The 22,777-nt window shown below is 37.9% G+C and carries 21 protein-coding genes; 14 read left to right on the top strand and 7 right to left on the bottom strand.

Translation table 11 applies throughout. The annotated features are described in order from the left end of the window. Positions 1 to 222: 222 nt before the first annotated feature. Positions 223 to 687: a hypothetical protein gene (locus ABD769_RS17190; RefSeq protein ID WP_344852623.1), complete on the top strand. Its 465-nt coding sequence runs from the start codon at positions 223 to 225 to the stop codon at positions 685 to 687. A 109-nt stretch (positions 688 to 796) separates the two neighbouring features. Here ABD769_RS17190 and ABD769_RS17185 read toward each other — a convergent pair whose 3' ends face one another. Both ABD769_RS17185 and ABD769_RS17180 read right to left on the bottom strand, forming a co-directional pair. Continuing rightward, on the bottom strand, positions 797 to 1,192 hold the full coding sequence (locus tag ABD769_RS17185; RefSeq protein ID WP_344852622.1) for a hypothetical protein: 396 nt from the start codon (positions 1,190 to 1,192) through the stop codon (positions 797 to 799). Positions 1,193 to 1,314: 122 nt separating this feature from the next. Beyond that, the gene (locus tag ABD769_RS17180) at positions 1,315 to 3,144 is read right to left on the bottom strand and encodes a M61 family metallopeptidase (protein ID WP_344852621.1); all 1,830 of its coding nucleotides are present in this window, start codon (positions 3,142 to 3,144) and stop codon (positions 1,315 to 1,317) included. Positions 3,145 to 3,513: 369 nt separating this feature from the next. On the opposite strand from ABD769_RS17180, the gene ABD769_RS17175 reads away from it, so the two are divergent. From ABD769_RS17175 to htpG, 11 genes are all read left to right on the top strand, one after another. Then, positions 3,514 to 4,614: an efflux RND transporter periplasmic adaptor subunit gene (locus tag ABD769_RS17175; RefSeq protein ID WP_344852620.1), complete on the top strand. Its 1,101-nt coding sequence runs from the start codon at positions 3,514 to 3,516 to the stop codon at positions 4,612 to 4,614. A 2-nt stretch (positions 4,615 to 4,616) separates the two neighbouring features. Further along, the gene (locus ABD769_RS17170) at positions 4,617 to 7,727 is read left to right on the top strand and encodes an efflux RND transporter permease subunit (RefSeq protein ID WP_344852619.1); all 3,111 of its coding nucleotides are present in this window, start codon (positions 4,617 to 4,619) and stop codon (positions 7,725 to 7,727) included. A gap of 1 nt (position 7,728) precedes the next feature. Beyond that, a complete protein-coding gene (locus ABD769_RS17165) occupies positions 7,729 to 9,039 on the top strand; it encodes a TolC family protein (protein WP_344852618.1) in 1,311 nt (436 codons plus the stop codon). Positions 9,040 to 9,276: 237 nt separating this feature from the next. Then, entirely contained in the window at positions 9,277 to 10,083 is an 807-nt protein-coding gene (locus tag ABD769_RS17160) for a hypothetical protein (RefSeq protein WP_344852617.1), read from the top strand. Next, entirely contained in the window at positions 10,049 to 10,459 is a 411-nt protein-coding gene (locus ABD769_RS17155) for a c-type cytochrome (protein ID WP_344852616.1), read from the top strand. Before ABD769_RS17160 ends, ABD769_RS17155 begins: the two co-directional genes overlap by 35 nt. Before the next feature lie 8 nt (positions 10,460 to 10,467). Continuing rightward, positions 10,468 to 10,878, top strand: a complete 411-nt coding sequence (locus ABD769_RS17150) for a c-type cytochrome (protein ID WP_344852615.1) — start codon at positions 10,468 to 10,470, stop codon at positions 10,876 to 10,878. 98 nt (positions 10,879 to 10,976) lie between these two features. After that, complete coding sequence (locus ABD769_RS17145; protein ID WP_344852614.1) at positions 10,977 to 11,294, top strand: hypothetical protein; 318 nt, start codon at positions 10,977 to 10,979, stop codon at positions 11,292 to 11,294. Positions 11,295 to 11,451: 157 nt separating this feature from the next. Next, the gene (locus ABD769_RS17140) at positions 11,452 to 12,315 is read left to right on the top strand and encodes an N-acetylglucosamine kinase (protein ID WP_344852613.1); all 864 of its coding nucleotides are present in this window, start codon (positions 11,452 to 11,454) and stop codon (positions 12,313 to 12,315) included. Between the two features lie 116 nt (positions 12,316 to 12,431). Then, a complete protein-coding gene (locus ABD769_RS17135; protein WP_025144091.1) occupies positions 12,432 to 12,824 on the top strand; it encodes a response regulator in 393 nt (130 codons plus the stop codon). A 96-nt stretch (positions 12,825 to 12,920) separates the two neighbouring features. Beyond that, a complete protein-coding gene (locus tag ABD769_RS17130; RefSeq protein ID WP_344852612.1) occupies positions 12,921 to 13,664 on the top strand; it encodes a DUF4241 domain-containing protein in 744 nt (247 codons plus the stop codon). A gap of 467 nt (positions 13,665 to 14,131) precedes the next feature. Beyond that, on the top strand, positions 14,132 to 16,018 hold the full coding sequence (gene htpG, locus ABD769_RS17125; RefSeq protein WP_344852611.1) for a molecular chaperone HtpG: 1,887 nt from the start codon (positions 14,132 to 14,134) through the stop codon (positions 16,016 to 16,018). Between the two features lie 268 nt (positions 16,019 to 16,286). Here htpG and ABD769_RS17120 read toward each other — a convergent pair whose 3' ends face one another. Continuing rightward, complete coding sequence (locus ABD769_RS17120) at positions 16,287 to 16,778, bottom strand: type I restriction enzyme HsdR N-terminal domain-containing protein (protein WP_344852610.1); 492 nt, start codon at positions 16,776 to 16,778, stop codon at positions 16,287 to 16,289. Between the two features lie 19 nt (positions 16,779 to 16,797). After that, positions 16,798 to 17,172, bottom strand: coding sequence for a hypothetical protein (locus ABD769_RS17115; protein WP_344852609.1), 375 nt, complete (start codon positions 17,170 to 17,172; stop codon positions 16,798 to 16,800). A gap of 384 nt (positions 17,173 to 17,556) precedes the next feature. Between ABD769_RS17115 and ABD769_RS17110 the strand changes: the two genes are divergently transcribed. Beyond that, positions 17,557 to 18,300, top strand: a complete 744-nt coding sequence (locus tag ABD769_RS17110) for a LytR/AlgR family response regulator transcription factor (protein WP_344852608.1) — start codon at positions 17,557 to 17,559, stop codon at positions 18,298 to 18,300. A 30-nt stretch (positions 18,301 to 18,330) separates the two neighbouring features. Here the strand turns inward: ABD769_RS17110 and ABD769_RS17105 are convergent, their stop codons facing one another. Together ABD769_RS17105 and ABD769_RS17100 are read right to left on the bottom strand one after the other, a co-directional pair. Continuing rightward, on the bottom strand, positions 18,331 to 18,477 hold the full coding sequence (locus ABD769_RS17105; RefSeq protein ID WP_162799938.1) for a hypothetical protein: 147 nt from the start codon (positions 18,475 to 18,477) through the stop codon (positions 18,331 to 18,333). A gap of 56 nt (positions 18,478 to 18,533) precedes the next feature. Continuing rightward, the gene (locus tag ABD769_RS17100) at positions 18,534 to 18,683 is read right to left on the bottom strand and encodes a hypothetical protein (RefSeq protein ID WP_162799937.1); all 150 of its coding nucleotides are present in this window, start codon (positions 18,681 to 18,683) and stop codon (positions 18,534 to 18,536) included. Between the two features lie 145 nt (positions 18,684 to 18,828). Between ABD769_RS17100 and ABD769_RS17095 the strand changes: the two genes are divergently transcribed. Then, the gene (locus ABD769_RS17095) at positions 18,829 to 19,944 is read left to right on the top strand and encodes a sensor histidine kinase (RefSeq protein WP_344852607.1); all 1,116 of its coding nucleotides are present in this window, start codon (positions 18,829 to 18,831) and stop codon (positions 19,942 to 19,944) included. Here ABD769_RS17095 and ABD769_RS17090 read toward each other — a convergent pair. Further along, on the bottom strand, positions 19,941 to 22,742 hold the full coding sequence (locus ABD769_RS17090) for a lantibiotic dehydratase (protein WP_344852606.1): 2,802 nt from the start codon (positions 22,740 to 22,742) through the stop codon (positions 19,941 to 19,943). The genes ABD769_RS17095 and ABD769_RS17090 overlap by 4 nt on opposite strands. Positions 22,743 to 22,777: the final 35 nt, after the last annotated feature.

Genomic DNA, 22,777 nt, shown 5'->3' with positions numbered 1-22,777 from the left:
TTCAATCTTAAAGATTGATGTCTATGTGTGTTTTTAATAAAAATAATACCTCGCAATTAAGAAACCGCTGTACTTATGCCTGTCAAAAAATATTTAAATAAACTTAGCAATTAGAAAATTACTATGCAAGCATTGTTTTTTATCCTTTCAGATTTTGACCCAAAAAACATAATCGGCATCAAAGTTGTTAGGCAGGTATTATTTTACAAAAACATTTAAATTATGAAAAAGTTATTTACAATTTTAGGTTGCATTGCATTATTTGCCTTTAGTACAACAAACGTTAAAGCTCAAAATTATAAAACCGGACTAGGTTTAGGTATTGATTTTGGAGATGGTGCTACGTTGGTTGGTCCTTCAATCAGACACCACTTCAGCTCAAAAGCAGCTATTCAGGGCGATGTTTTATTTGGTGGAAATTCTACTGTAATCCAGGCTTTTCTTCAATACAATTCTTCAATCCCCGGAGCAAAAGGATTAGATTGGTATTTAGGTGGTGGTCCATCAGTTCAATTGTATGATGGTGGCTCTAGCTTCTACTTAGTGCCAATGGTGGGTTTGGATTATAAATTCTCAGGTGCGCCTTTGGCATTGGCTTTAGACTGGAGACCAAGATTATACATCGGCAGTAACGACAGCGATTTTAACGCCGGAAGATTTGGTTTAGGCTTTAGATATACTTTCTAGGCAAAGCGCATGGCGCTGAGCGCAAAGCGAACATAAAAAATCCCGTAAGAAATTTATCTTGCGGGATTTTGTTTATGTAGACAGTCTAAATTATGTTATAATATTTAAATTACTGGTAACACAAGGTGATGCGTGATCTAAAGCTCATTGCTACTTTTTTATTGTTACATTCTGCTGGTTCCCAATCGGCGCAGGTTTTTAATAATTTAATCATGTTACGATCCAGCTGTGTATAATCTTTAGGTAGTTTCTGGTAAATGCCAATGCCTTTTACATGACCTGAAGCATCAATCACAAAAGTTGGAAAAATAGTTGATTGCAATAATTCGTTATCAACTCCTTTCAACGGCACACTTCCAATAAATTTATAAAATTTAGCAATTCCCCCAGGATATTCTGGCATCTTATCAACTTCTGTATAAACAAATAGCCTCAATTCCTTGTCATAATAGCCTTTACAAGGGGTTTGCTGTGCAAAACACTGCTTACCCTTTAAAAAGAACAAGCTTAAAAGGCATAAAATGAACACAGGATATTTTATCATGGTTTGATATTAACATAACAAATATCAAAAAAAAGATCCCGTTGTGCTAACGGGATCTTTTTTATTTTGCTTGTATTTAAACCTTACTTTCCGGTCCATTTAGCGAGTACTGCTTTTTGTGCAGGAGTTGCATTTTCGTTAACGGTTGCTTTTAAGCGCACATTCGGGTTTTCTTTTAAGGTTAAAGAGATTTCTTTTTCAAGTCCATCGCGTTTAACTTTTACTTTCAAAACATCACCGATATTCTTTTTGGCTACCAAAGGGATAACATCTAAAGAAATCATCGGGCTTTTTAACCTTACGGTTGATAATGCATCGCTTAATGAGGTATCATCTAAACTGAGTACCACATCATTTACGTTTAACCCGCTAACCCAGGCTGCAGAATTTCTTGTGGTAGAAGAAATCACCAAACCATCATTGGTTAACTGTCCGGAAGCTCCGGTAACCGGTTTGCCTGGCGTAGCATTTTCTGTTGATACATCTACACCGGCATAAGCAAAGTATTTTACATACTCTACATCATCTACCCCATTAACATATTTTGCCCAGAAACTGGTAAAACTGATGCCCGATATTTTTTCTACCATAGCTTTAAACTCCGCATCGGTATAACCACGTTTTAAGGTTTTGCACTGTAAGTACATGGCTTTCATTACATCATCCAAACTTTTGGTGCCTTTTGTGGCGTTGATGATTTCTAAATCCATCAAAATACCAATTACTTCTCCTTTATTATAATAAGAGATGGAATTGTTTTTTGAATTTTCATTCGGACGGTAACCGATAATCCATGCATCGTAACTTGATGAAGCTGCCGATTGATATTTGGCTCCGGGCGTATTTAAAACGGTACCTACACCGCTGGCAAGATCTTTCAAAAACTCATTTATATCGGTAAAACCAGCCCTATGGATGTATTTATTCTCGTAGTATGAAGTGAATCCTTCTGCTACCCAAAGGTTGGTGGTATAATTTTCGTTGTCGTAATCAAACGGACCTAAAGCCACAGGGCGTAAACGTTTAACATTCCACAGGTGGTGATATTCATGTGCCACCAGGCTCAAAAATCCTTTATAACCTTCTGCAGTATTGTATGCATTTCTGGTTGCGCCCAAAGTGGTAGAGTTTAAATGCTCCAAACCGCCGCCACCTCTTAAAAAGTTGTGTACAATAAAAACATAGTGTTTATTTGGATTTTCGCCATAAACCTCAGTCTCCTTTTCTACAATTTTGGCCATATCTACCTTAAGTTTCTCCTTATCGTAGTTACCACCACCATACATGGCTACTTCGTGGCGAACGCCTGCTGCGGTAAATTCGAAAACATCCTGGTTTCCTACTTCGATAGGGCTATCGTAAAGAATGTCAAAATCGGTAGCTTTATAGGTAAACTGTTCGCCGGCAACAGGAGTTAAACCGGTTGAAACTTTGCTCCAGGTATTAAAAGGAATAATTTTTACCGTACTTGGCGATTTAATCATGCCATCAGGATGCATAAAAATCCCTGTTGGAGATAAAAATGCATGCGATTCGTCAATAAACGGCGTACGCACTGAAATTTCGAAAGCATAAACACGGTAATTGATCTGGATATTGGCTGCCTTTGCAGAGAAAATCCTCCAGGTGTTTTTTCTAACCTTTTCTACTTTCACGGTTTTACCACCGGCAGTAGCTTTAAATTCTTCTACGCTTTTTTCAAATTCACGTACCAGATAAGAACCTGGCGTCCATACCGGCATTTTTACATCTACATAATCTTTTGCCAAGCCAGAAATATTCATCTGCACTTCAGCATAGTGTGCCTGCGGTTCTTTAAAAGAAACCTCAAAGCCTATTTTTACCTGCGCCTTCGCTGCCATAATACACGTTAGTAGTAAAACTAAACTTAAAATTGATTTTTTATTAAACATATTGAGGGTGTTTTGCCACAAATTTATATTTATTGGTGATGTTTTGGAACAAAATAGCTAAATGTGGTGTAAAATAGTTGTTTCCCCCAGATTGGTTGATGGTTAATGGTTGATGGTTTTTTAGTCAATCTCAACCTAGAAATCAATTGACTTTCTCATCTCTAACTTAGTTAAGGGGATTTAAAGACTAATTAGATTGTATTCTCAGGTTGATTAACTCCAAACTGAAAACTGCCAACTCCGAACTCAAAGCTGTAACATCCTTAATACAACAAATTTAGGACTAAACTATTTGAATATTTTTACGCTCTAATTCTGGAACATTAATCTTATTTTAATATCCGGAATACGCACGACACAAATATAAACATGAAGAAAAGGTATATTATCTATGCTGTTTTAGCCATAGGCCTGGCTTATTTAGTCTATTACAGAATTAACGCTAACAAGAAACTCGAAGGAAAAGGCGGGGCATCTGCTGCAGGGGCAGGAAAAGGGAAATCAGGTGGTAAAGATGGTAAATCGGCGCCACTGGTGGTTGATGGAATTGTAGTAAAAACAACTTCATTTGATAACGATCTTGAAGTTACTGGCGCTATTGATGCCAACGAATCAGTGGTGCTTAAAAGTGAAGTATCGGGATTGGTAACCGGCATCTTTTTTCAGGAAGGCACAACGGTATCGAAAGGAAGCGTTTTAGTAAAAGTAAACGATAGGGATATACAGGCACAGTTGCAGGATGCATTAACCAAACAAAAACTTTCCGGCACCAACGAAAACCGGGCAAAACAGCTTTTGGCCAAAGGCGCCATCAGTCAGGAAGAATACGATACTTCTTTAGCCGATTTAAAATCATTGCAGGCACAGGCACAATTAATCAGGGCACAGCTTGCCAAAACCACTATCCGCGCTCCTTTTACAGGTCGTGTAGGTTTACGCAGCATTTCTGCGGGTACTTATTTAACCCCGGCAACAGTAATTGCCAATCTGGTAAGCACCAATCCGGTTAAGGTTACTTTTTCCGTTCCTGAGAAATATGCAGGGCAGATAAAAATTAATTCCGAAATTACCTTCACTACCGATGGTTCTTCAAAAGAAAATAAAGGAAAAGTTTATGCCATAGAGCCGGGAATTAACGCTACTACGCGTACATTACAGATCAGGGCTTTAGCCCCAAATGCTGATAACGCATTGTTACCAGGATCTTTCGCCAAAATTAAACTGGCTTTGAATACGCTTCAGAATGCGATTCTGATTCCTAATGAAGCAGTAGTGCCGGTTTTAAAAGGCAAAATTGTGTATATCCAGAAAAATGGCAAAGCGCAGGAGGTAAAGGTTGAAGCCGGCACCCGTACCGACGAAAACATTGTGATTACTTCCGGATTAAAAGTTGGCGATACGGTTTTAACCACCGGATCGATGGCTTTAAAGAAAGATGCTCCTGTAAAAGTTCATTTGGTTAAAGAATAATTATGAGTATCTCCACCACGAGTATAAAAAGGCCTGTTCTGGCCATTGTGATGAACTTACTGATTGTCCTTTTCGGGATAATCGGCTATACCTTTTTGGGTGTAAGAGAATATCCGTCAATTGATCCTACGGTAGTTTCGGTGAGAACATCTTATCCGGGTGCAAATTCGGATATCATTGAATCGCAGATTACCGAACCTTTGGAAAAATCGATCAATGCCATTGACGGAATCAGGAATATTTCTTCCTCAAGTAACCAGGGTACCAGTAACATCACCATCGAGTTTAACCTCGATAAAAATATTGAAGAGGCTGCGAACGACGTACGCGATAAGGTATCGCAGGCCGCCCGTACTTTACCAAAAGATATCGACGGTTTACCGGTGGTAAGCAAGGCCGATGCCAACTCCGATCCGATTCTATCGATGACGATCCAGAGTGATAAACGGAATACGCTGGCTTTAAGTGATTATGCTGAAAACGTAATCGCCGATCGTATCCAGACCATTCCGGGGGTAAGTAGTGTGCAGATTCAGGGCCAGCGGAAATATGCCATGCGGATCTGGATGGACCCGAATAAACTGAGCGCTTACGGATTAACCTCGCAGGATATTGTAACCGCATTGGATAATGAAAACGTGGAGCTCCCGTCAGGAAAAATCACCGGGGCAACCACTGAGTTAACGGTAAAAACCCTTGGAAAATTAACCGACGAAAATCAGTTTAACAACCTGATCCTGAAAACAGACAGCAACCAGGTAATTAAATTAAAAGATGTGGGTTATGCGGTTTTAGGTCCGGAGAATGAGGAAACTATTTTGCGCGAATCAGGCAGGCCGATGGTGGCCATTGCCATTATTCCACAGCCCGGCGCCAACTATCTCGATATCAGTAAAGAGTTTTATAAACGTTTCGATAAATTAAAAGCTGATATCCCTCAGGATATTAAACTGAAAGTTGCCTTAGATAATACCTTATTTATTAAACGTTCGGTAACTGAGGTGGCTGAAACTATCGGTTTATCGCTGGTTTTGGTAATCCTGATCATTTACCTTTTCTTTAGGGATTGGGCAATCGCATTCAGGCCATTAATCGATATTCCGGTATCATTGGTTTTCACTTTTTTTATCATGTATGCTTTCGGTTTCTCGATAAACGTATTGAGTTTGCTGGCTATTGTACTCGCCACCGGTTTGGTGGTGGATGATGGTATTGTGGTAACCGAAAATATCTTTAAAAAGGTTGAAGAGGGCATGTCGCCATTCGAAGCCGCTATTAAAGGATCAAATGAAATCTTTTTTGCGGTAATTTCCATCTCCATTACCCTTGCAGCGGTATTCCTGCCCGTAATTTTCTTACAAGGTTTTGTGGGCCGTTTGTTCAGGGAATTTGGCGTGGTAATCGGTGCGGCTGTATTGGTATCGGCTTTTGTATCTTTAACCTTAACGCCGATGTTAAATGCCTACCTGATGAAAAAAGGCGGACACAAACCCTCCAGGTTTTACAATTGGACAGAACCATATTTCGTAAAGTTAAATGACGCTTATCAATCGAACCTGAACAAATTTTTAGATAAAAGATGGCTTTCCATTCCGATTATTCTGGTGTGTATGGGTTTAATTTTCTTATTCTGGAAGATTTTACCAAAAGAAACCGCTCCATATGATGACAGAAGCGCTGTTAACATCAACGTAACTACGCCCGAAGGTGCTTCTTTTACCTATACCGATCAGTTTATTATGAAACTGAACCAGTTGGTAATTGATTCAGTCCCTGAGAAAAATGTAAATATCACCATTACCTCTCCTGGTTTTGGCGGATCGGGCTCAGTTAACTCCGGTCTCGTGAGGATGGGTTTGGTAAATCCGGAAGATCGTGAACGTTCACAAAAGGACATTGCCGATATGCTGACGCGGGTGACCAAAAAATACACTGAAGGCAAAACCATTGTAAGTCAGCAACCTACCATTTCAGTTGGGCGCCGTGGTGGTTTACCGATCAGTTATATTATTCAGGCACAGAATTTTGAAAAGCTGAGGGAGAAAATTCCTTTGTTTATGGATGCGGTTTCGAAAGATCCAACTTTTACCGTTTCGGATGTAAACCTGAAATTTAACAAACCCGAAATCAACCTGACCATCGACCGTGATAAGGCTAAAAACTTAGGTGTATCCATTTCTGCTATCGCCCAGACTTTAAACTTAGGTTTAAGTGGACAAAGGTTTTCGTACTTTTTTATGAACGGAAAACAATATCAGGTAATTGGTCAGTTTGACCGCGGCGACAGAAAAGATCCGTTAGATCTGAGTTCGGTTTATGTGCGAAACGATAAAGGCGAACTGGTTCAGCTCGATAACGTAGTAACCGCTAAAGAAGAAAGCAGTCCACCGCAATTATACCGGAACAACCGTTTCATCGCCGCCACCGTTTCAGCAGGTTTAGCCCCCGGAAAAAGTATCGGCGAAGGTATTGATGCCATGGATGCCATTTCTAAGAAAGTGCTGGACGAAACTTTTTCTACTGATTTAAGCGGAGAATCGCGGGATTTTAAAGAAAGTTCATCAAACACCTTTTTTGCATTCGGTTTAGCCCTCCTGCTCGTTTATTTAATCCTTTCTGCACAGTTTGAGAGTTTTAAAGATCCGATTATCATCATTTTAACCGTACCAATGGCCGTTGCAGGTGCATTTTTATCGCTATGGTTATGTGGCCAGAGCTGGAATATTTTCAGTCAGATTGGTACCATTATGTTAATTGGTTTAGTAACCAAAAACGGTATCCTGATTGTTGAGTTTGCCAACCAGTTAAAAGAAAAGGGAATTGCCATTCCTGAAGCCATCCGCGAAGCTGCTGTTTCGCGTTTGCGCCCGATTTTAATGACCAGTTTGGCCATTGCTATTGGCGCTTTACCAATCGCACTCGCTTTAGGTGCCGCTGCAAAAAGCAGAATGAGTATGGGAACCGTAATTGTAGGCGGAACATTATTCTCGCTGGTATTAACCTTATTTGTAATCCCGGCCATTTACTCTTACTGGGCAAAACCATACAAACCGAATAAAGAATTAAAAGAAGCCCATCGTTTTGAACAAGAAGCTTTACACACAGAAGAATAAGATGAGCAAGAAATTTAAAATATTGATCCTGTTGCTAAGCCTGTCGATTTCGGGCTTTGCGCAAGAGAAATTAAGCTTACAAGAGGCCATTACCATTGCCTTACAGAATAATTACGACATCAAAATCAGCAAAAACCAGATCGATATTGCAAAAAATAACGCCAATATCGGTAATGCGGGCATGTTGCCCAATTTAACCGGGAATTACACCAATGGCGGAAGTATCCAGAATACCCGTCAAACCCCTGCAACCGGCCCCGATCGCGTAATTACTGGCGCAAAGAGTACTAACAACAGTTACGGTGCCGATTTAAACTGGACCATTTTTGATGGTTTTAGCATGTTTGCCAATTACGACCGTTTAAAGGAGTTGCAAAAGCAGGGCGAACTTAATTCGCGCTTAACCATTTTAACAACCGTTGCTGATGTAATTACTGCTTATTATGACGTGGTGAGGCAACAACAGTTAGTTATTGCCGCAGATAGTGCGATGGATGTGTCCGTTTTACGCACCAATATTGCCAAAACCAAATTGCAATTGGGCAGGGGTTCTAAACTTGATGTATTGACCGCACAGGTAGATTATAATACCGATACTTCAAATTACCTGCAGACTAAAAATGCCTTACAAGTAGCTAAAGTACGTTTAAACCAGCTGATGGTTAGGGATATTGGCACGACATTTACAGTAGATAGCAACATTGATGTAGATAAAGGAATTTTATATAGCAAAATGGCCGAACTGGCCGAACAACAAAATCCGAATGTGCAGAATGCCTTTATAAACCAGCGGATTGCTTCATTAAACTTAAAATCGATCCGTGGCGCAAGGTATCCTGCAATTAGTTTAAATTCGGGATATAGCAGGGCAAACAGCACCAGTCCAACGGGTTTTAACCAGAAATTTGCAGCCAACGGATTTACTTATGGTGTAACCGCCAGCATTAATCTATTTAATGGCTTTTTACAAAGGCAAAATGAGCGAAATGCAAAGATAGAAATCGATAATTCGGCCCTTACGCTCAGCAAAACCAAACTCGATGTAAATTCGCAATTGCTCACCGCTTACGAAAATTACAGTACCTATCTCGACCTGATCAAGTTAGAACAACGGAATGTAGATATTGCAAAAGAAAACCTCGACATTACCCTTGCAAAATACCGTTTGGGGAGCATCGCACCTTTAGAACTTAGGGAAGCGCAACGCAATGCCATTGATGCCCAAAACCGTTTTATCGAAATGCAATATCAGGCCAAAATTGCCGAAACCAACTTAAAAGCAATTAGCGGGAATATAGATTTATCGAAATAGTTTTATTGGTTCATTGGTCATTGGTCATTGGTCATTGGTCATTAGTGTGGCCAATTCATCATTCTGTTAGCTGTTGCAAGCTGGCAATTAAAACTATAGCTGATTATTGTTTTTTTTGTTTGTTATTATTAATTTAATGCCTGGTTAAGATCATTGTTGTTTTATCCCTAAAAGAACAATTCAAAACCAAAAATTTGAAGCCCAATTTTCCCTGTTGAGCAATTATTTGTTAATAATATGGAAAATGGATTAGTCAATATACTTAAAATGCGTTTTGCAATATTGCAGAACCAACCTTTAACCGGCGGCATTGTAGCCAAAAACCTGCACATTAGCGATAATGGCAACGGCGAACTCAGCCTCTATGGCGATTTTACCATTACCCTAAAAGTATTGGATTTAACTACCAACGGTGCTCCAAATTTAAACAGCCTGATGACTTTTACGCAACAGGTAATTTCGAGTAAATTACGGGGTGGTGGGTATAAAAGTGGAGTTAGCGTTTTAAAGTACAATCCTGTAAAAAGAGCATTCGATACCAGTAAAACCTGGACTTACTCTATCCGTTATCATTTCAACTTTACGGTAAATGTAATACAAATCAACATGTTAAACCAGTTAAAGGGAAACGATTTCGTATTAGCCGTGGTAGATAGTATTGGATACCAGCATATAGATCAATATGGAAGGCCCCAAAGTGCTGCAGGGCTTACACAAGGTGAAGGTGGCCCGGCTGTGGTGAGTTACAATGGATGGCTAAAAAATAAAAACTTTGGGGTTCATGAGTTTTTTCATACTTTGGGTTTGGCTGATATTGAAGATGGTGATAAGAAGAATAGATTAATGTACCATTTAGGGGATAATGCTGGTCAATCAATATCTGAGAGAGAGAAAGGAGATATGATGGAATATATTTTAGGAGGAGCTAACAACCTGACTAAGAAAAATTATAAAAATGCAAGCCTTAATACAGTAACACGATTAAGAACTTTTTTAAACAATCCAACCAATGGTTTCAAATACAATAAGGCTAAGCTTGGGTAGCTTATTAATTTTTTTGATGTTGGCATGTAGAAGTGAGCCAAATAATGTTACCAATGTTGCTCAAAAAAAACCAATTGACACTTGTAGATATTACAGATACGATGCTCGTCATATCGTTTCCGATCTTGGGTGCTATAACTGTCATGTAAAGAACGGTGAAAGATGGTACGAGATGCCAACATTTAAAGAACTATCTGCAATGGATAGCTTAAAACTAATTGATTATGCTTTTACAAAGAAGCATAAAGGCTGGTATAGTAAAAATGGGACCTTCAAAACTGTGAAAATGGATACATTGAGCGATTGTGAAATAAAAAGCGCCATACGTTATATAAAAGATTATAATAGGGATTTACCACCTATGCCTAGCCAATAATCCTTCTAATGGTTTCTAATATAATAAAGCTAAGTTTAGGCAGCATACTTTTAGTATACTTTAGCTGCCAAAATGCAGATAATAATAAAATTAATGTGAAGGTAAGTCCTATCGATGCTTGTAAATATTACAGGTACGATGCTGGTCAAACCATATCTAATCTCGGTTGCAAGAACTGTCATTTGTTAAGTGATATGGAAATCAAAGATGATCGAGGATGGGCGACATTTGGAGGGTTAGCTAAAATGGATAGCTTAAAGCTGATTGATTATGTCTTTAAAAAAAAACACAAAGGTTGGTATAGTAAAAATGGAACATTTAAAACGGCTAGAATGGATACCCTGACTGATTGTGAAATAAAAAGCGTGATTCGCTATATCAAAGATTATGGAAGAGATATTGTATTATATAATCCATAGCTAAGCCAATGGTTTCAAATATAATAAAGCTAAGTTTAGGTAGTTTATTAGTCTTAATATTTTTCAATTGCAAAAATGCAGAGAAGAGGGGCAAAAATATGACCAAGATATCTACTGAGACCTGTAATTATTACAAATATGATGCCCATCAAATTGTATCTAATCTTAGTTGCTATGATTGCCACCTTAGAACAAACGAAAGGCTAGATAATAATATCCCAACATTTGGTGAATTGTCCGCAATGGATAGTTTAAAACTAGTTGATTATGCCTTTACTAAAAAGCATAAAGGAGATTATAGTAAGGAAGGAGCATTCAAAACATCTAGAATGGATACACTTACTGATTGTGAAATAAAAAGTGCCATTCGTTATATTAAAGATTATGGCAGAGATATTCCAATGTCAAGCCATTAATGTTAATTAAAATTGGTTGATCATGTTAAATTTGCAAAGCATTGATAATCGGGAAATTACTTTTTTCATTAATTATTATAATTACTAAAACGGTTTAACAGAAGTAAAGAAATTATTGCAATCAGGAAATTCTGTAATTAATTTTTATATTTAATCCATGATACTTGTTGCAGATAGTGGCTCATCAAAAACTGATTGGATGGGCTATCATAATGGCGAAACCATTAAATTTAGCACTCCCGGAATAAACCCTTATTTCTTAAGTGAGCAGGAAATTACCAAACTGATAACCAAAAATGAATCGTTGATCCAATATGCCAGTGAGGTTAAGGAAATCTACTTTTTTGGAGCGGGTTGTTCCTCACCTGATAAACACGAAGTGGTTTCCAATGGCTTATCGGCTGTTTTTGAAAATGCTTTTATCTCTGTAGATCATGATCTTTTAGGCTCTGTATATGCCACCTGCGGAAATGCCGAGGGCTTAAACTGCATTTTAGGTACAGGATCGAACATCTGTTATTTTGACGGCAAGAAAATCCACGATGGTCACCACGGTTTGGGTTATGTACTGGGCGATGAAGGATCTGGTACTTTTTTTGGTAAAAAAGTGTTACTAAGCTATTTGTACAATAAAATGCCGGCAAATTTAGCGGCAGAGTTTAAAAAAACTTTCCCTTTCGAAAAGGAACAGATTATTACAAATGTTTACCAAAAACCTTTTCCAAATATTTATTTAGCAGGGTTTAGCCGTTTCATGGCCAACCATAAGGACCATCCCTTTATTCAGGATATTCTTCGCACAGGTTTTCAGGAATTTGTGGATACCAATGTTAAAGATTACCCGAAACACAAAAGTGTTCCATGCCATTTTGTTGGCTCAATAGCATATTACTATCAGGATTCATTGATTCCGGTATTACTTGAAAACGGCATCGAGCCAGGAAAAATCCTACAAAAACCAATTGAAGAACTATTCAATTTTATCTTGCAAAAAGAAGGTATTGTACAGCAGGCCAGTTAAAGCTGAAATCTATTTTCGGGCAATTATAAATTTATTGTTAAAATATTCTTAAGATTGTAAACATAACAACACAAACCATTGTTATATTTTTAATAGCATTTAAATTGCTAGCACATATGAAGAGAATACTGGTAGTAGACGATGATATTGAGGTTTTAGAAACCATACAATTGATACTGGAAATCGGAGGCTTTAAGGTCTCGGCACTTAGTGATGGTGAAGAAATTTTCAACAGGATTGAAAATTTTAACCCGGATTTAATTTTGCTCGATATTTCTCTTGGCCATATTGACGGGCGTGTATTATGCGAACAGTTAAAATCAATCGAAAGCACCTCTAAAATTCCGATTTTGTTGATTTCAGGCTTATACGATCCAAAAGATTTTACCACCTTGAATTATGGTCAGGATGATTTCTTATCAAAGCCTTTCCAAATGGACGTGCTGCTTAAAAAGATTTCAAAAATCCTTTCACTGGAAGAAGATAAACCAAGTTTTCATTTGAATTAATTTCCATCCGGATTAAAATATTAGCCAGAAAGACCTTAAATCTATCTGGCTTTTTTATTTTTATAGCAAATCTATCTGTAAACAAAAATTACTGTCATGAAACCAAGTGAAACGTGGTTAAAAACCTGGAATGAAAAACGCAACCTGTTGGCTTGTCCAAATAACCTTAACGATTATTTCGAAGAAACAACAGTAGCAGGCAAAACAATCGACCATCTTGAACTCGGAAGTGTTTCTATCCCAACCGGCGATATTCTGGTACGCGATCCTTTGGTTTACATTCAAAAAGACGCCGAACCTTACCTGATTAAAGTGCCAACAGGCGAATTTCCTGTTACAGCGGCCGTAGTGGTACCCGATGATAATGATGATGATTGTGCCCGTTATGCCGCAGTTAAGGTTCAGTTTACCGCTTATGATGCCATTAGATTTGAAGAGGCATTAATCGGAACCGAAGACCTTATTGATTTTAATGAAGGTGAATTTTTCGGCTTTAATGTAGACGCTGGTTTAGGTTGTGTTCTGGATAAAGAAACACTAAAAAATTTTTGTGTTTTTCAGGATAAATTCCATAGCGAAAATCCGGGCAAAAACTTGTATGATGATTATTTCGCGATCCTTTTTGCCGCTAATTACGCAGAAAATCCAATTTATCAGCGCGAAGCCGGCGACTGGATCAACTGGAAAATCCCCGGAACGGATTATCATATTCCATTTTTTCAGAGTGGTTTTGGTGATGGTACCTACCCTGTTTATTATGGTTTTGATGTTGAAGGTAATGTTTGCTCGCTGATTATCCAGTTTATTGATATTGAACTGGCTTATGGTGAGGAACAATAAGGATATTATATTTTAGGGCCTTAAAACACCGGAATAGTAAAACGAGGGTATTTAACCACAGATTCACACAGATAAACACAGATCTTTTACATGATGTTGGATACTAAGTGGTCTGTGGGGACACAGACCCCGGTATCAGAGACACAGACCGCGGAACGGAGGACACAACCACCGAAAAAATAGTCGTCATCTCGACTGAAGTGAAGCGGAACGGAGAGATCTAGCTCGAGGCAGATTTTGCTTCGCGGAGCCTTCGGGTTCTCGGCTGCGTAGCATTTTACGAAATGACAATAGTTTATAAAAATGGTTCCGGAAAACCACATCCTATTTTCATTTGCTTCAATTTTCCCCCTCCATCATCCCTTTTCCATCTTCCATTCCCCATCCTTTCCTGTCATTTTGTCAAATAAATCCTTTTGGAACAACCCTTGTTATGCTCGATGTAGATTTAAACAATTTATTTACGTATGAGCATACAGGAAAAAGGAAATATCTCGATACATACCGAGAACATCTTCCCGATAATTAAGAAGTTTTTATACTCTGATAACGAAATTTTTCTTCGTGAATTGGTTTCTAACGCGGTAGATGCAGTTCAGAAAATCAAAAGATTAGGTTCATTAGGTCAGTTTAACGGAGAAGTTGGCGCACCGCTGGTACAGGTTGCTGTTGATAAGGAAGCCAAAACCATTACCATTAGCGATAATGGTTTGGGAATGACTGCCGAAGAAATTAAAAAGTACATTAACCAGGTTGCATTTTCCGGTGCGAGTGAGTTTGTAGAGAAATTTAAAGATGCTAAAGATGCCAACGAGATCATCGGTAAATTCGGTTTAGGTTTCTACTCGGCATTTATGGTGGCTGATTTGGTTGAAATCCAGACTTTATCTTACCAGGATGGCGCAGAACCTGCACGTTGGGTTTGCGACGGAAGTACTGAATTCGAGATTACTGAAGGCACTAAAACAACCAGAGGTACCGATATTATTCTTCACGTAAACAAAGATTCTGAAGAGTTTTTAGAACAAAGCAAACTTCAGGAAATATTAGATAAATACGCTAAATTTTTACCTGTTCCGATTAAGTTTGGTACTAAAACCGAATCTGTTGAAGATGGTGTTGACGAAGAAGGTAAAGCAAAATATAATGATGTTGAGGTTGATAACATTATCAATACGACTAACCCAATCTGGACAAAAGCTCCTGCAGATTTGTCAGATGAGGATTATTTAAGTTTTTACCGCGAATTATATCCATTTAGCGAAGAGCCATTGTTCTGGATCCACCTGAATGTTGATTATCCGTTTAATTTAACCGGTGTATTGTATTTCCCTAAGTTGAAAAACGACTTTGAAATGCAACGCAACAAAATCAAGCTTTACTCACGCCAGGTTTTCATTACCGACGAGGTTAAAGATATTGTACCTGAGTTTTTAATGTTATTGCATGGTGTAATCGATTCGCCGGATATTCCGTTAAACGTATCACGTAGTTTCTTACAAGCTGATAGCAACGTTAAAAAGATCAATAACTACATTACCAAAAAAGTTGCTGATAAATTAGCTGAATTATTTGCTAAAGACCGTAAAGCTTACGAAGATAAATGGAAAGACATTGGTCTTTTTGTAAAATACGGTATGATCAGCGAAGAGAAATTTTACGATAAAGCCAAAGATTTTGCGCTGGTTGGAAACACTAAAAACGAACTTTTCACTCTTCCTGAATATAAAGAAAAAGTATCTCCATTACAAACCGACAAAAACGGTACAGTGGTTTATTTATACACTAACGATGCTTCAAAACAGGATGCATTTATCCAATCGGCCAATAAAAAAGATTACGATGTTTTAGTGCTGGATTCGCCGATTGACAACCACTTTATCAATCAGTTAGAGCAGAAACTGGAGAAAACTTCAATTAAACGTGTCGATTCCAGCGTTGCGGATAAACTAATTGAGAAAGACGAGCAAAATGAGCACGTTTTAACTGAAGATCAGGTAAAAGAAGTAACTACAATTTTCGAAAAAGCAATTACCAAACCGGGTATGCAGGTAGAAATTGTGGCTTTACATCCTGAAGAACTTCCTGTAACCATCACCATGGATGAATTTATGCGCCGTATGAAAGATATGGCTGCAATGGGCGGTGGAATGGGTTTTTATGGACAGATGCCAGATAACTATAAGGTTGCCATTAACGGAAACCACAAATTAATCAGCAAGATTTTAAACGCTGATGAAGCAGAACAAAGCACTTTAGCTAAACAAGCGATCGATTTAGCGCTTTTGGCGCAAGGCATGTTAACCGGTGCAGAATTAACTGCATTTGTAAGCAGAAGTGTAGAACTGATTTAATCAGGTTATCACAAATAACTGAACTGAGGGTGTTTGGAGAAAATCCAGACATCCTCTTTTTTTGCGCGAAGGGGTTGGTGTTTGGCGATAGATGTACATTTATCTTCCATTAGCTTGCTATTTAATAGCTCAGCTTGAATGCAGCTGTTCACGATTAACCGATTTAAACAATTAACCGATTCACGCCTTTCTTGCATAAAAAAAGTCCCAATCATTAGACCGGGACTCTTTTAAGGCATTCAGGAAATTAATTCGCTGAAAGATATTTTTAGCTTGCTAATGTAGCTTTATGATCTACATTGAAGTAATCTTTGTGTTCTTCGATCATTTTTGCAATGGTAGCTGCTTTAGTATCTGTGATTTTAAACTCGAACAAAGGCTCCTGGTTTTTCTTTGATCTCACCATTTTCTCTGTGTAAAAACGGTACACTAAACCATTGGTTAATAAACCGTATTTAGCTTTTGTTTTACGGAAATACTTAGATAAACGCGAATCGTGGATATCCAAATTGTCGTTATGGTGTTTGCATTCTACCAAAATTGTAGGTTCGCCATCTTTCATGATGGTATAATCCACTTTTTTGCTCTTTTTAACCCCAAAATCTAATACCGCTTCAGACTGAACCTCAGAAGGGTCAAATCCTAAGATTTGGATAAAAGGCATTACCAAAGCATTCCTGGTTAAATCTTCAGATTGAACTTGTGGAAGCATTTTCTTGATTCTTACGGCAAATTGCCCTATTTCGTCTTTTAATTCCATGTTATATATCTTTTTTAGGTTAGTTTTTTAAATTATACTGGTTAAATACCGAATTTGCTGTGATAATGATCTGATCTAAACTTTGTTTGTCAAAAAAGTTCCTGTTCAGCATATCTACCATATAAGTCAACTTGTTAATATCAGTTGCTTTCATGCTAAACTGAAAGCTTTTTAATCCGTCTTTAATGGCTTGCTGAACGTAGTTGCGAACAACCAAAAAAGATTTTCTGAATGCATAATCGCTATCTAGCTTTCCGTTTACAAGACTTGGCACGTCCAAGTTGCTGTATTCGTTTTGCATTCTCTGATACATATCAGCGTTGATTCCCTGGCTTTTAAGAATCCCCTTGTAGTAAATTTTGTTAAGTAAGTACTCGTATTCGTTGTGTTTCATTTTGGAGGTAGATAGATGTAGGGGAATATTTCTTATTTTTCGGTATTTCTTCTTTTTTAAATTTTAGTAAAATCTGTAACCCAGTGTTGTATGGCCTGTTTTTATTTTCTTATCCACAGGCTACACAATAATGGGCAGGTAGATGTTTAATTTTAATCCGGGGCTTTTAACTCCCTGATTGTTTTGTTTTTGGCAAACAGTTTAAAGATTACAAAAAGAAGTGTGCTGTGTAATTTTTTTACATCAACCCCGTAGAATATTACACGAAACCGGTAGGTTTTTTAGATGAAAGGGATTCAAGATTTTTTTTAGCCCATTTGCTAAATCAATTCATTTTTATTTAACTTGCATTCAAATCAAATCAAAACAAACATATTTAAAATCATGAATCTAAAATGCGTTGTTATAGACGACGAGCAACATGCAATTGAGGTGCTAACTGACCATATTGCAGAAATGCCGGGGCTAACCATTTTTAAGACCTTTACCAGCCCAGTGCAGGCACTTATGGAGATCAGCATCGACGATGAGATTGATTTATTGTTTATGGATATCGATATGCCTGGCATTAATGGTTTAGAACTTGCCAAAAACATCAGGGAAAAAGCAAAATATTTGATTTTTACCACGGCCCATCCAGATTATGCCCTTCAGGCATTCGACGTACAATCTGATCAGTATCTGCTTAAACCCATTTCGTTTGCAAAATTTGCGCTGGGCATTGATCGCATTTTAAAGAAAGAGGCCAACAATACTAAAGTTACTACGAAAGAAACAGAGCAGGCGGCTGCGCTTTATATCAAAGGCGATCATAAATATGCTTTTTCAAATATTGCAATTGATGAAATACTTTATATTAAAGCTTTACAAAATTATATCCAGATTATCACCAAATCTGAAACCCATACTACCTATCTTACATTAAAAGAGATTGAAAAAGCCTTAGAAACTCATGCATTTATAAGGGTTAATAAATCAAATATTGTTGCTAAATCAGCAATTAAAAAGGTAGATGGAAATATTATCCGTTTAGTAAACAATGAAATGATACAGATTGGCGAAGGCTATAAAGAAGCTTTCTTTACCTATGTTCAGAGCAGTTTACTCAAATCGAACCGGAACCAGTAAATGAGGTCACATCGATCCGGTTAATAATAATTAGTTTGGAAACTCCATGATAAAACTTGTCATTACAGTGTGGCTCTGATCTCCTGTTGGATTGGTTGAATAAGCATTCTGAGCTTTGATGTTTTTATAAACAAAAACAGTTTTCTTAGCAAGTTTTGTAGTATTTTGAGTTTTCATGGTATTAAAATATTAAATATGATGATATAATTATTAAATTAAGGTAATTATGGAAATTAAAATTCCATGATAAAACTTGTCATTGCACTATGGCTCTGATCTCCGGTTGGACTAGTTGCGTAGTTATTTTGAGCTTTGATGTTTTTATAAACAAAAACTGTTTTTTTAGAAAGTTTAGCTGAAGTATTTGTGTGTTGAGCTTTCATAATATGATGTATATAATTATTGTGATTATCGTTGTGATTAATTTTCTGTAAAGATGCACCTCAAAACCACACGCAACCACTTTTTTACACAAACCCCTGCTTTTGGGAGATAAAAGCCCCATTTCAATAGATTAAAGAGAAAAAAATGAACTTTTTACACTTAAAAATATTCTACGAAAAGTATAAGTTTCACCTGTTGGTATGGAGTCTTTACATCGTTTATGAGGTATTTATTCTTGGTTTAACTACAAATCGTTTCAGAGAGCCGGGCGCGTATCTACTTGTGTACATCGTTAATATTTTAACCTTCTATACCTATGGTTTTTTATTTAAAAGCATATTAAAAACCGGATCAAATGCTATAAAAATTTTAAAGGTTACCATCCTCATTGCGGTAATAATTTTTGCATACGTGGTTTCTACATTTCTCCTTATTATTTTATTCGAAAAAATAAGTTTAATTAAAACAAATCCTGCCCGATCATTTGACCGGGAATTAATATTATCCTGTGTTTACCGGTCTATACTATTTATTGGTTATTCTACAGGTTATGTTTATATCACCAAATCATTTCAGGATCAAAAGAAGGTTGAAGCACTTGAAAGACTGAATCTGATTACCCAGCTCGAGAAACAAGCTTTAGAGAACGACCTGGTGCAATCGCAGAACAATTACCTGCGCAGTCAGATCAATCCGCACTTCCTGTTCAACACCTTAAACTTTATTTATAACGACGCCCGTAAAAAGGCACCCATGGCAGCAGATGCGATTATGAACCTGGCTGAAATGATGCGCTATGCACTAAAACGCCCTGAAGCGTCAGAAATGGTTCCTTTAAGTGAAGAAATTGAGCAAATTGAGCATTTAATCAATCTTCATAAACTCCGAACGGCTAACACGATTAATCTGGAACTTGAAGTAACGGGAGATTTATTTGGGTTAAGGTTTCCACCCCTTATATTATTAACTTTAGTAGAAAACATATTTAAGCACGGAAATGTTTCACACTCTACACAGCCGGCGTTAATTAAAATTGTTTACGAAAAAGATAATCTCCATATCAGCACGATCAACATGATTAATGACAATAAGGGAAAGCAAAGTGAGAGCCATCATGTTGGTATTGAAAACATTGGCAAGCGTTTGAGTAACTTTTACGGCAACGATTATGTGTTCAGGTATTATAAAGACCCGCTTAACCGATACATTACCGAAATTGAAGTTACTGTAGTTAACCCGATGGCAAGGCTAAACCGCTAATTGTTAATGGCATTTTGCCGTTGAATATCTTTTAACAGAAAGTAATACATCACCATTTCATGGGTGCGCTGGTTTTTATTAAAAAGCCTGTTTACATGCATGTGCATTAAATCGCTGCATAATTTAGCACGTTTTTCGGGCTGCGCCTGCTGAAGAATACTGATCAATGAAGCTGAAAATTGTTCAAACTGCTCTTTTTGTGCTGAGGTTAGCGCAGTAAATTCGGATTTCCTGAACAACTGGTACTGGTTATTGAGCTGTTTAAAATCGGCTGCATCCAAATGATGTTCATGGTTGAAAGAATCTGATAATGACCTGATTATCTTCCCTGCTACCTGCTGATCAAACAATCCGGCTTTAATAAGTCCGGCAAAAAGGACGGCGCATAGTTTATATTTATCAAAATGATCAGGCTGTGTTTCGAAAAGGGACAGTACAAATTCACTATCTGCAGCAAAATGTTTTTCAACATCCTCAATGATGTCGCTGCTATAACGTTCGAGTTCGCGCTTATAGGTTTTAATCTGCACATCAGATACCAGCCCTGAATTTAAAAATACGGTCAGGCTATTTATTAAGCTGGCCATTAGCGCCTGCATTTTAAGTTTATCGTTTAAAAGCAGCCTGAACCTGATGTGGTTTCCATTTTCATTATAGCGGATAAAAAACCAGGAACTGATATCACCCGAATGATTGGCTAAAAACGGGGCAATTACTTCAGCTAAAATCTGATCTGACCTTTGCTGGTGGCAAAAAATCTCGAAATAAAGCCATTCTGATCCTGGCGGGAAATACCGGATTGCGCCAGCATTTTTTTCCTGAGGTAACAAACCATTATAAATTTTCGCTGCATGGCTGATGTTTAGAACAAACTGGGCCAGATAGGGTTTCCCCTCTTCATCTTCTACAATGCTATTTTTGGGCAGGTTTGCTTCTTCGATATACAATGAGGTGTGTTTTTGCATGTATTGAAGAAAAGCACCAAGATCATCATCACTGTGCAACGCGAAACATAGGGTTTGATCGGATACCCCGGCTTTAAAATATTCACCCACACCTATTTCTACAAGATGTGCGCGGAACAGTTCAATTGATAAAAGTTTTTGGTCTATACCTAAAAGATCTTCCTTTTTAATTTTCCACTTGTAATTGCTTAGTACTATGTTTTGATATTGTAAACGCGGATAATATTCGAGATCGGGAAACAGGTTATCGAGCGGTAATGAAAGGCTGGTAACCAGGCCCTGATGCTGCAAATCGCACAAGAGCCTGAATACCGAAAGATCTGAACGTGAATAATTATAAGCAGAGGCCATGCGGGGCACCAAACGCCTGTTTAAACGTTTAGAGCGCAGTACAACCTCGGTTCCTTTAACTGAAAGCAGAATATCGTTTAAACTGAGTGGATCGGCGGAGGTATCATAATTGAGGATTGAGAGCTGATGATCGTAAATCAGTTTCCGGCGGTTTACATTATCAATGTTAGTTTCTACCATGTAGGCCACATCAAAAAACAACACATCAGGATTGGCCTCTTGCTCTGCTGCAGCTACGTTTTTAGCATAATTTTCAACGGCTTCACCGGCCATGGTAAACCTGCCGGTTAGTGCGTTGGCAGTTGCCCCTCCTATCTGCTCGGTAAAAAGTAAATCGTCGTGTACAGTCAGGAGCATACTGAATGAATTGGGTAACGGCTTCGGATTTTCGTTTGGTTTTATGGCAAGTTTATTTAAAAACACGGGCTTCCCTTTTTCAAAACTTTGCGTGGTGAGGCTGTTTTTAAGTACTGCTTTAATGCTATCGGTATCGCTCTCCTTTTTGCCCGACTTATTGTTTAATTTCGATATAAAATCATCATTTTCGCCGGTTTGCTCGAGCTGATCGTAACCAACCCCCATTTCGGGATCTAGTGCGATTAAAAGCGGTAATTCCTGATCTTCAAATTTCTTTTTAAAATTTGTGATGAACTGGCTCAATGCCCCGCGCTCACTGTTTGGTAAAATGCCATGAAGCATTTTGATCAGCCCCGGAACAGCATGAAGCAATTGTGCGTTTAAATGTCCTGATTTAACAGTTCTATGGGCAATCAGGTATTTTGGCAAATCTGTTGCATTGGTAAGCCCCAGGCGTTCGAAATAGTCGTTACCAATAATATTTGGGTCGTAACTGGTAAATATGAGCTGCAAATCGTGCATATCCTGGAGCATGCCGAAAAGGTTTTCTACTTCTTCGCTTTGCAAATTTAAGGTCCGGATGAGTTCATTAGTAGGTACCGGTTTTATACAGGCATCCAATATCTGTTTTACAAAATCATCCTCATCGAGCTCTGCGAGTTCGAAAACGCCATCGGTGCAGGCAATATAACGGATACTGTTTGGGGTAAAATAGTAACTGCTGTTACTGAATAACAGGCAGTTTTTCATTAACAGATCAGCTAAGGGCAGTTGAATATTATTTTTGCAGGGCCAGTCAACCAGCCCGCAGATTTTTTGCTCTTCTTCTATAACAACCTTACTATCAGATGGTTTAATAGCATCGTTTAACAGGCTAAAACCTGCAAATGTACCATAGGGCGTAGGGCGAAACTTTGCACGGTTAAAATACTTCCAGATGGTAAAATAAACCTTTGGAGGCAGGCTTTGTAGCTGGTTTGCTTCTACATCTTTAATATTTTCGTAGAAAGCGGTAGAAGATATGGCGATGGCTTTTTTTAATTCCTCCCAGCAATCGGCAAGTTCGGATTGATATGAAAATTTAGGCGTTCTAAAAATTACTGTGGGTTGGATATTAAGCTTCATCGGATTTAAATGGTGGTGAAAATTACAAAGATTAA

Source organism: Pedobacter jeongneungensis (assembly GCF_039538295.1).
GTDB classification, from domain to species: Bacteria; Bacteroidota; Bacteroidia; order Sphingobacteriales; family Sphingobacteriaceae; genus Pedobacter; species Pedobacter jeongneungensis.
Note: the sequence above shows the minus strand (reverse complement) of the source record. Positions and strands in the feature narration are given on the sequence as shown.

What these genes read in the sequence shown, in the direction of transcription:
- ABD769_RS17160 (WP_344852617.1), top strand. Translation starts at nt 9,277, where the DNA reads ATGGAAAATGGATTAGTCAATATACTTAAAATGCGTTTTGCAATATTG.
- ABD769_RS17100 (WP_162799937.1), bottom strand. Translation starts at nt 18,683, where the DNA reads ATGAAAGCTCAACACACAAATACTTCAGCTAAACTTTCTAAAAAAACA.
- htpG (WP_344852611.1), top strand. Translation starts at nt 14,132, where the DNA reads ATGAGCATACAGGAAAAAGGAAATATCTCGATACATACCGAGAACATC.
- ABD769_RS17150 (WP_344852615.1), top strand. Translation starts at nt 10,468, where the DNA reads ATGGTTTCTAATATAATAAAGCTAAGTTTAGGCAGCATACTTTTAGTA.
- ABD769_RS17140 (WP_344852613.1), top strand. Translation starts at nt 11,452, where the DNA reads ATGATACTTGTTGCAGATAGTGGCTCATCAAAAACTGATTGGATGGGC.
- ABD769_RS17105 (WP_162799938.1), bottom strand. Translation starts at nt 18,477, where the DNA reads ATGAAAACTCAAAATACTACAAAACTTGCTAAGAAAACTGTTTTTGTT.
- ABD769_RS17190 (WP_344852623.1), top strand. Translation starts at nt 223, where the DNA reads ATGAAAAAGTTATTTACAATTTTAGGTTGCATTGCATTATTTGCCTTT.
- ABD769_RS17090 (WP_344852606.1), bottom strand. Translation starts at nt 22,742, where the DNA reads ATGAAGCTTAATATCCAACCCACAGTAATTTTTAGAACGCCTAAATTT.
- ABD769_RS17155 (WP_344852616.1), top strand. Translation starts at nt 10,049, where the DNA reads ATGGTTTCAAATACAATAAGGCTAAGCTTGGGTAGCTTATTAATTTTT.
- ABD769_RS17115 (WP_344852609.1), bottom strand. Translation starts at nt 17,172, where the DNA reads ATGAAACACAACGAATACGAGTACTTACTTAACAAAATTTACTACAAG.
- ABD769_RS17175 (WP_344852620.1), top strand. Translation starts at nt 3,514, where the DNA reads ATGAAGAAAAGGTATATTATCTATGCTGTTTTAGCCATAGGCCTGGCT.
- ABD769_RS17120 (WP_344852610.1), bottom strand. Translation starts at nt 16,778, where the DNA reads ATGGAATTAAAAGACGAAATAGGGCAATTTGCCGTAAGAATCAAGAAA.
- ABD769_RS17130 (WP_344852612.1), top strand. Translation starts at nt 12,921, where the DNA reads ATGAAACCAAGTGAAACGTGGTTAAAAACCTGGAATGAAAAACGCAAC.
- ABD769_RS17165 (WP_344852618.1), top strand. Translation starts at nt 7,729, where the DNA reads ATGAGCAAGAAATTTAAAATATTGATCCTGTTGCTAAGCCTGTCGATT.
- ABD769_RS17170 (WP_344852619.1), top strand. Translation starts at nt 4,617, where the DNA reads ATGAGTATCTCCACCACGAGTATAAAAAGGCCTGTTCTGGCCATTGTG.
- ABD769_RS17145 (WP_344852614.1), top strand. Translation starts at nt 10,977, where the DNA reads ATGACCAAGATATCTACTGAGACCTGTAATTATTACAAATATGATGCC.
- ABD769_RS17135 (WP_025144091.1), top strand. Translation starts at nt 12,432, where the DNA reads ATGAAGAGAATACTGGTAGTAGACGATGATATTGAGGTTTTAGAAACC.
- ABD769_RS17110 (WP_344852608.1), top strand. Translation starts at nt 17,557, where the DNA reads ATGAATCTAAAATGCGTTGTTATAGACGACGAGCAACATGCAATTGAG.
- ABD769_RS17180 (WP_344852621.1), bottom strand. Translation starts at nt 3,144, where the DNA reads ATGTTTAATAAAAAATCAATTTTAAGTTTAGTTTTACTACTAACGTGT.
- ABD769_RS17095 (WP_344852607.1), top strand. Translation starts at nt 18,829, where the DNA reads ATGAACTTTTTACACTTAAAAATATTCTACGAAAAGTATAAGTTTCAC.